We start from the raw sequence: 2,859 nt of genomic DNA, 5'->3' as shown, positions 1-2,859 counted from the left end.
AGCCGAACACCATGCCGATCAGCGCCGAGAAGCCGACGGCCAGCAGGATGACGGCGGGGCTCGGCGCGAACGGTATCGTCAGCGCCATCGAGGCCATGCCGGCCAGCGACAGTCCGATCAGGATGCCGATAATGCCGCCGAGCAGCGACAGCACCGTCGCCTCGACCAGGAATTGGATGAGAATGTAACGAGCGCTCTGAGATGCGTGTGCGGTCTAACAAAGGCCGCTGCCTGTCGGCCTCGGCTGGCGTTCAACCACTCTTCTTAGGCTGGATGAACCACGCGTCGCCGACGCCGCTCTGATATCCGTAGTGCCGCTCGTAGAATGACTTTAAGGCGCCTTCATATTGCGACAGGATCAGAATAGCGTCTCCGTATTGCGGCAAGGAATCGCTATCCAAAAGATCAAGATACTTGTGATCCGGAGCGCCTTCCAGAAGTTTAACGGCGTCAGCTAGCACCCGATTTATAAGATTTACTTTGCTAGTGCTAAGCGTTCCTTCCGGCTTCTTCTTTCCAAGGTCTTTAAGTTCCTTGAATAGCTCAGTGAATACGCCGATCACGGCCTCGTATTGTCTAACTTTAGATTCTGTTGTATAGTATTTGTTCGACATCACTTTTTCTCTTGTATCTTCTTCGGTGGCGCCGTCCGGATCATCACGTCTGATCCTTCGATGCGGTAAATCCAAACTCCGTTTGTTCCACGTTTTATGTTGTCAGCCCGCTTGCGCTCAAGCTCCTCGATGTATTGACCGAGGATAAGAGCGACATCACTTGTAGTCGGGACATCGTCCGCATCGAACTGATCAAAATCAGCCAAGGGTTTGTGCGTGGAGCCCAATATATCGTTTGCCTCACCAAGGATAGCGTTGACGAATTTCAACTTAAATTCGTTCAATCCATCGTTTGGCGATTTCTTCACAAGGGTCGCAATTTCCTTGTGAAGACCATCCATCTGACCGGAAATCTTCTCCAGCTTTTCTATTTGTTGAGGCGTCAAGGCCATTTTTCAATCCTAACTCGGACAATCTCGCCTGAATTCAATATATTTTTTCTTGATCACGTCGATGGGTAGTCGCTGTTTGCTCTCGAACAACTCCACCATCTGTTCGACGTCGGCATCAGTGAGTGTAATGATACTCCGGCGTTGACCCGACCAGAGATCGATTGTTCGTTGCTTTCGAGCGCCGGTTAGTGGATTGCGCGTCACCAATACTCCGAATTTTCCCAAACTGTCAGTCATGTAGGCGTTGAGCTGGTTCACATGATCACGGCTGACTTCTCGAACGTTCTTAAGCTCGAAGACCAATTGTCTTGAAGCATAGTCGTCAAATATGCCTTTTAGAAAGGGATCGGACTGGGAATTGTAAAAGATGAGGTCGCGTACAAGCGAACCACTGTCCGTTCGGCTTTGGACTGCAGCGAAATCAAGCTGGGGATAGAGTAGTGACGGAAAGAGATCGCCAATCAGTTTCTCGTATTCGCGGTCGGCGTTCTCATTTTTACCTGAAGGCAATTTCTTAATCGCGGTCAACTTGCGGCGGGCGGATATAACCGGAATCTGGGTAAAGAGCGGATCGTTTTTGCAATCTTCGAACGTTCTTTCCTTCTCTCTGATATAAGCGTCGACGACGTTGTAATTTGCGCGGTTGAAATTCAGGACGTCCACGCGTTCAAGTTTGTCTGCCTCATGCGAGATATCGTCCTGTGGACAATGTTCCTGGAAATAGTCGTCGTAAGAAATCCAAGGCCCGAAGCGAAGCCAGCGCTTCGGCACCAGAATCAGTGGAGCGCGCGTATCAGGGTGAAAAGGGAGTTGGACACCCCCTTCTGGTTTGAACTCGTTCTTTCGGTAGTCATAGACGTGGGGGAGGGTGTGGTCCCTCAAGGGAATCCCATGCCGATGACATTGTTCGATGGTGTAGTCGACGAGAAATGACTTTGTGAAGCTACAGGTGATATCGCTGATTCTATCTTTCGAAATACCGTCGATGAAAAACTGAATCTCTTCGAAGTGACGAAATCCAGCGCTGCCGTATTGTGGGATAGTTTTGAACAGGGAGAGAATTTCGTGCGCCTTGGTCTTACCCAGACGTTTCCCTTTTCTCGTGGCCGAAGCGCCGAGACCGACCTCATCACACTCAGATGCGGCAATCAATGTTCCAACGGCCTTCTTTTGCTCTCCCCGAAGGAAGAGCTGACCTAGTTGATTGAAGGCGTTGATGACGGCGGTGTGAAGCGCTTGATCCTGTTGTGACGGAGAGGCCCACAGGAGGAATGGATCGACGTAAAGTGGTATGTCTTCGTTGAAAAACGGTATGGCAAAATCAAGCTGCGCTTGTGGCGTTGGAATTCCGAAGTAGTCCGTCAGGCGAGGGTTAACGAGCACCATGGGGTCAGCGGTTCTAACTTTGTGTTGGCTACGCAGAGCGAATGTTCAGTCACCAATCCCCCGTATTTATTGTTTCTCGAACAGAAACATGTTGTCGACAGCAATGCTAGGCAAGTTTGAAACGGCTTTCGATACGGAAGAGCGTCCAAATAAAGTTCGGAATCCCCGTAAAACGGTAAATCAATCTAGCATTGTAGGGTCGGATGGTGACAGTGCTGTCGACGTGCGCATGCACCAAGGTTGTGGAATAACGGCTATTCGTGCCGCAGCGCGTCGATCGGATCGAGGCGGGCGCCGCGCAGCGCCGGGAAAAAGCCGAACACCATGCCGATCAGCGCGGAGAAGCCGACGGCGAGCAGGATGACGGCGGGGCTCGGCGCGAACGGTATCGTCAGCGCCATCGAGGCCATGCCGGCCAGCGACAGTCCGATCAGGATGCCGATAATGCCGCCGAGCAGCGACAGCAC

At 51.6% G+C, this 2,859-nt stretch carries 3 protein-coding genes and 1 pseudogene; all 4 read right to left on the bottom strand.

Annotation, left to right across the window (positions count from 1 at the left end; genetic code table 11):
* Positions 1-251 precede the first annotated feature (251 nt).
* Positions 252-614: a hypothetical protein gene (locus EOA27_RS30390; protein ID WP_127257975.1), complete on the bottom strand. Its 363-nt coding sequence runs from the start codon at positions 612-614 to the stop codon at positions 252-254.
* Positions 614-1,006, bottom strand: a complete 393-nt coding sequence (locus EOA27_RS30385) for a hypothetical protein (protein ID WP_126082087.1) — start codon at positions 1,004-1,006, stop codon at positions 614-616. The genes EOA27_RS30390 and EOA27_RS30385 overlap by 1 nt, the downstream gene beginning before the upstream one ends.
* 9 nt (positions 1,007-1,015) lie before the next feature.
* Positions 1,016-2,392, bottom strand: coding sequence for a hypothetical protein (locus tag EOA27_RS42475; protein ID WP_127257973.1), 1,377 nt, complete (start codon positions 2,390-2,392; stop codon positions 1,016-1,018).
* A 254-nt stretch (positions 2,393-2,646) separates the two neighbouring features.
* Positions 2,647-2,859: pseudogene (locus tag EOA27_RS30375) on the bottom strand (ABC transporter permease); the annotation flags it as partial.

Origin of the sequence: Mesorhizobium sp. M2A.F.Ca.ET.037.01.1.1 (assembly GCF_003998075.1) — a bacterium.
Classification (GTDB): domain Bacteria; phylum Pseudomonadota; class Alphaproteobacteria; order Rhizobiales; family Rhizobiaceae; genus Mesorhizobium.
The sequence above is the reverse complement of the archived record's forward strand: the minus strand, read 5'-3'. Positions and strand labels throughout refer to the sequence as shown.

Coding starts and splice junctions, on each gene's coding strand:
- EOA27_RS42475 (WP_127257973.1), bottom strand. CDS start 2,392: ATGGTGCTCGTTAACCCTCGCCTGACGGACTACTTCGGAATTCCAACG.
- EOA27_RS30390 (WP_127257975.1), bottom strand. CDS start 614: ATGTCGAACAAATACTATACAACAGAATCTAAAGTTAGACAATACGAG.
- EOA27_RS30385 (WP_126082087.1), bottom strand. CDS start 1,006: ATGGCCTTGACGCCTCAACAAATAGAAAAGCTGGAGAAGATTTCCGGT.